7 protein-coding genes are annotated in these 4,869 nt (G+C 66.2%); 5 read left to right on the top strand and 2 right to left on the bottom strand.

Annotation, left to right across the window (positions count from 1 at the left end; genetic code table 11):
* The coding region (locus tag B2W70_RS13610; protein WP_286746468.1) for an undecaprenyl-diphosphate phosphatase at nucleotides 1-382 on the bottom strand (382 nt) is incomplete at its 3' end.
* 126 nt (nucleotides 383-508) lie between these two features.
* Between B2W70_RS13610 and B2W70_RS13605 the strand changes: the two genes are divergently transcribed.
* Genes B2W70_RS13605 through B2W70_RS13585 form a run of 5 tightly spaced genes read left to right on the top strand, consistent with a single transcriptional unit; the run spans nucleotide 509 to nucleotide 4,330 of the window.
* Complete coding sequence (locus B2W70_RS13605; RefSeq protein WP_286746467.1) at nucleotides 509-2,062, top strand: protein adenylyltransferase SelO; 1,554 nt, start codon at nucleotides 509-511, stop codon at nucleotides 2,060-2,062.
* Nucleotides 2,059-2,478 carry a peptide-methionine (R)-S-oxide reductase MsrB gene (msrB, locus tag B2W70_RS13600; RefSeq protein WP_058087235.1) on the top strand — a complete coding sequence of 140 codons (420 nt, stop codon included), beginning with the start codon at nucleotides 2,059-2,061 and terminating at the stop codon, nucleotides 2,476-2,478. The genes B2W70_RS13605 and msrB overlap by 4 nt, the downstream gene beginning before the upstream one ends.
* Before the next feature lie 34 nt (nucleotides 2,479-2,512).
* On the top strand, nucleotides 2,513-3,154 hold the full coding sequence (locus B2W70_RS13595; protein WP_286746466.1) for a septation protein A: 642 nt from the start codon (nucleotides 2,513-2,515) through the stop codon (nucleotides 3,152-3,154).
* Nucleotides 3,155-3,198: 44 nt separating this feature from the next.
* Entirely contained in the window at nucleotides 3,199-3,456 is a 258-nt protein-coding gene (locus B2W70_RS13590) for a BolA family protein (protein ID WP_058087313.1), read from the top strand.
* A gap of 43 nt (nucleotides 3,457-3,499) precedes the next feature.
* The gene (locus tag B2W70_RS13585; protein ID WP_286746465.1) at nucleotides 3,500-4,330 is read left to right on the top strand and encodes a peptidylprolyl isomerase; all 831 of its coding nucleotides are present in this window, start codon (nucleotides 3,500-3,502) and stop codon (nucleotides 4,328-4,330) included.
* 184 nt (nucleotides 4,331-4,514) lie between these two features.
* Here B2W70_RS13585 and trmB read toward each other — a convergent pair.
* A partial coding sequence (gene trmB / locus B2W70_RS13580) for a tRNA (guanine(46)-N(7))-methyltransferase TrmB (RefSeq protein ID WP_286746463.1) occupies nucleotides 4,515-4,869 on the bottom strand: 355 nt, incomplete at its 5' end.

Below are 4,869 nucleotides of genomic sequence, written 5' to 3'. Positions count from 1 at the left end.
CCCCGCCGATGATGAAGGTGGTGGCCACCACGGTGGGCGTGAACAGGTGTTCCTTGATCACCTTGCCGACCAGCAGGCCCATGACGACCGCAGGCAGGAAGCCGATGACCACGTTGAGTGCAAAGCGCTGGGCTTTCGGGTCGGAGCCGAGGCCGGCGACCGTGTCCTTCAGGCGCTGCATGTAGACCAGGATGACGGCAAAGATGGCGCCGGTCTGGATGGCGATCTCGAAGACCTTGGCTTTTTCGGAGCCGGCGGCTTCAGAGAAACCCATCATGGCATTGGCCAGGATGAGGTGGCCAGTGCTGGAGATGGGCAGGAACTCGGTCAGCCCCTCGACGATGCCCATCAACGCGGCCTTGAAGAACAACACCAGGTCCAAAGCGATCTCCTGCAACAAGACGAAGCCGGCAGCGAGCCGGCGATGCAGCGCATCTTAGGGCCTGTGCATTCGGACACATGCCCCGCCGCGCCCCAGGGACAGGGGGGCTTGTCTACACTCCGCCACATGCCTTTGCTCACCCCCGATGCCCCCCTCACCGATGGTTGGCACCCGCCCGCGCAAAGCTGGCCCAACCGATACGCCGCAAGCAGCGAACGTGCCCGCACCGATTTCGGCGTGCCCCTGGGCACCTTCCTGCAGGGCGAGCCCTTGCCCGCCCTGCAATGGGTGTCCCGCAACGACGCCTTGGCGGCCGAGCTGGGCTGGCCCGTCCACTGGGCCGACGAGCAGGCCTTGCAGGTGCTGGGTGGCAACGGCCTGTGGCCAGGCATGGCCCCGATGGCCACCGTCTATTCAGGTCACCAGTTCGGTGCCTGGGCCGGGCAACTGGGTGATGGCCGGGCCCTGCTGCTGGGTGAAGTCGAAACCCCGCTCGGTCCTCGTGAGATCCAGCTCAAGGGTGCCGGCCAGACACCGTACTCCCGCCGGGGCGATGGCCGTGCCGTGCTGCGCTCGTCGATCCGCGAATTTCTTTGCTCCGAAGCCATGCACGGCCTGGGCATCCCGACCACGCGCGCGCTGGCCCTGGTGGCATCCCCGGAGCGCGTGCGCCGCGAAACCACCGAGACGGCCGCCGTCGTCACCCGTGTGGCGCCCAGCTTCATCCGATTCGGGCATTTCGAGCACTTCGCGCACAGCGCACAGCCCCGCCACCACGAGGTGCTCCATGCGCTGCTGGACTTCGTCATCACCCACCACTTCCCGCAACTGGCCGCGCAGCCCCAGCCCGCGCTGGCCCTGCTGGACGAGGTGGTGCGCCGCACGGCGCTGTTGATGGCCGACTGGCAGGCCGCCGGCTTTTGCCACGGGGTCATGAACACGGACAACATGTCCATCCTGGGCCTGACGATCGACTACGGCCCCTTTGGCTTCCTTGACGCGTTCGATCCGGACCACATCTGCAATCACTCCGACACGCAGGGGCGCTACAGCTGGAACAACCAGCCTCAGATCGGCTACTGGAACCTGCGCGCGCTGGCCCAGGCCCTGCTGCCGCTCATCCCCGAAGCGCAAGCCGATCCCAAGGTCGTCATCGAGGTGCTGGAGCGTTACGAGCAGGCCTTCATCCAGGCCATGAACGCCCGCTGGCGCACCAAGCTGGGCCTGCGCAGCGAACAGCCCGGCGACGACGCCCTGTGCATCGACTTCCTGCGCCTGCTGGCCGCGGGCAAGGTGGACTTCACCATCGCCTTTCGCCGCCTGGCCGATTTCGACACCACCGTGGGTGCCGACGACGTGCGCAACGCACCTGTGCGCGACCTGTTCCTGGATCGCGCCGCCTTTGACGCCTGGGCCGGACGCTACCGCAACCGCCTGCAGGCCGAGGCCAGCCAGGACGCCGAGCGCGCCGAACGCCTGCGCCGCGTCAACCCGCTGTACGTGCTGCGCAACCACCTGGCCGAGACCGCCATCCGCCAGGCCCAGCGGGGTGACTTCAGCGAGGTTCAGCGCCTGCACCGCTTGCTGCAGCAGCCGTTCACCGAGCAGGCCGGCTGCGAGGCCGATGCAGGCTTTCCGCCCGAATGGGCCCAATCCATCGAGGTCTCCTGTTCATCATGAGCGATCACCCTGTCAAGAAGACCGACGCCGAATGGCAAGCGCAGCTGACCTCGGCCGGCGCCGAGCCCCTGGCCTTTCGCGTCACGCGCCACGCCGCCACCGAGCCGCCTTTCAGCGGCAAGCATTGGGACAACTTCGCCGAGGGTGCCTACCGCTGCATCTGCTGCGGCGTCAAGCTCTTCGAGTCGGACACCAAGTTCGACGCCGGCTGCGGCTGGCCCAGCTACTGGCAGCCCGCGGCCGACGACCTCATCGAGTACGTGCGTGACATCAGCCACGGCATGATCCGCACCGAGGTGCGATGCAAGGGTTGCGGCGCCCACCTGGGCCATGTGTTCGACGACGGCCCGGCGCCCACCGGCGAGCGCTACTGCATCAACTCCGCCGCGATAGACTTCGAGCCCCGGTCACGTTGATCGCCCCGATTTCGCCTCTGCCTAGCGCGTCCCCATGAAATTCCTCTTCGACCTGCTGCCCGTCATCCTCTTTTTCGTCAGCTTCAAATGGGCCGACGGGCACAAGGAGGCAACGGCTGCCTGGCTCACCGAACACCTGGGCTTCGCAGTCTCCGGCGGCTCGGTGGGCGTGACCGAAGCACCGGTGCTGCTGGCCACCGTCGTTGTCGTGCTGGCCACGGTCCTGCAAATCGGCACGCTCAAGGTGCTGCGCAAGCCCGTGGACAAGATGCTGTGGGCCAGCCTGGGCATCGTCGTCGTGCTCGGCGGTCTGACGCTGTGGTTCCACGACGAGACCTTCATCAAGTGGAAGCCCACCGTCATCTACTGGCTGATGGGCACCGGGCTGCTGGTCACCGAGGTGATCTTGGGTCGCAAGATGCTCCGTCAGATGATGGGTGGCCAGGTCGACGCCCCCGACGCCGTCTGGCGTAACCTGGGCTGGGCCTGGGTGGTGTTTTTCGCGGCCATGGGCGTGCTCAACCTCTATGTGGCCTTCAACTACCCGCTCGACACCTGGGTGAGCTTCAAGATGTGGGGCAGCCTGGGCCTGACGCTGGTCTTCACGCTGGCGCAAGGTGTTTACCTCAGCCGCCACATGGTCGAGCCCGAGCCGAGCACCGAGGCCAAATCGTGAACCCAGAGAACACCGCGAACCCGCAACCCGTCACCGCCGACGAGATGGAGCGCGTGCTGCGCGCCGCGCTCTCGCCGGACGCCATCGAGGTGCACGACGACACCGCCGCGCACCAGGGCCACGCCGGGCACAGCGGCGCGCCGTTCGGCACCCATTTCTCGCTGCGCATCCGGGCCGCCTGCTTCAACGGCTTGTCACACGTGGGGCGCCATCGCCTTGTGTATGATGCCCTGCGCAATCTCATGCCCCGGGGCGTCCATGCCCTGGCCATCCAGGCCGAGCCGACCCAGCCCAAGACCTGAGCGGCTCACCTGACCTTCCTGCACCCCAAGCGCTCTGCTCAACATGAAGACTTCCCGTACCGCCCTGGCAGCCCTGCTGGCCGCTTCGCTGTCGCTGGCCGCCCCGTTGGTGTCGGCCCAGAACATCGCCATCGTCAATGGCAAGGCCGTGCCCAAGGCCCGCGTCGACGCCATGATCGACCAGATCATCAAGTCGCCCCAGCAGCCCGGCCAGCCGCCGATGACCCGCAGCCCCGAGCTGGAGCAAAAGGTCAAGGACGAGATCGTGCTGCGCGAGATCTACATCCAGGAAGCCGAACGCCTGGGCTTGCAGCGCTCGGCCGACTACAAGACGCAGATGGAGTTCGCGCGCCAGTCCATCCTGATCCGCGCTCTGTTCACCGACGCCGAGAAGAAGCTGGGCACCACCGACGCCGAAGCCCGCGCCGAGTACGACCGCATCAAGGCGTCCAATGGTGACAAGGAATACCGCGCCCGCCATATCCTGGTCGAGAAGGAAGAAGACGCCAAGGCCCTGATCGCCCAGATCAAGGGCGGCGCCAAGTTCGAAGACCTGGCCAAGAAGAACTCGAAGGACCCGGGCTCTGCCGAGAACGGCGGCGACCTCGATTGGGCCAACCCCGGCAACTACGTGCCCGAGTTCTCGGCCGCGATGACCAAGCTGCAAAAAGGCCAGGTCACGGATGCGCCTGTGAAGTCGCAGTTCGGCTTCCACATCATCAAGCTGGAAGACGTGCGCGCCGTGCAGTTCCCCGCCTTCGAAGAGGTCAAGGAGCAGATCGTTCAGCGCCAGAACCAGGTCAAGGTGTCCAAGTTCCGCGAAGACCTGAAGAACAAGGCCAAGACGGACTACAAGTTCTCCAGCGGCAACTGATGGCTGCCGGCACCTGGCTTCGGGTTGTTTGACAGCTCGGGCGCAGTGCTGGTGCATCGGCCGCGCGTCGATGACGCGGAAAAGGCAGGCGATCCCCGGATCGGCCTGCCTTTTTTGTGTGCTTTGCCTGGTGGCGTGAGCCGGTGCTGACGCCGCGACCGAGGCTCGGAGGGCGCCAGGTTTCTCAGCTTCGCTTGCGGAACACCAGGTCCCACACCCCGTGGCCGAGCTTCAGTCCGCGGTTTTCAAATTTCGTCAGCGGGCGGTAGGCCGGTTTCTCGGCGTATCCCTCGGCGGTGTTGACCAGGTCGGGGTCGGCCCCCAACACCTCGAGCATCTGCTGGGCGTATGGTTCCCAGTCGGTCGCGCAGTGGATGTAGCCGCCAGGCGCCAGGTGCCGAACCAGGTCTGCCACGAAGGGCGCCTGGATGAGCCGGCGCTTGTTGTGGCGTTTCTTGTGCCACGGGTCGGGGAAGTAGACGTGCACGCCGGCGAGCGAGCCTGGTCGGATCATGTGCTCGAGCACCTCCACGGCGTCG

The sequence above is a fragment of the Aquabacterium sp. UBA2148 genome, assembly GCF_002328915.1.
Lineage (GTDB): Bacteria > Pseudomonadota > Gammaproteobacteria > Burkholderiales > Burkholderiaceae_C > Aquabacterium > Aquabacterium parvum.
This window is presented reverse-complemented; position numbering and strand designations above follow the sequence as displayed.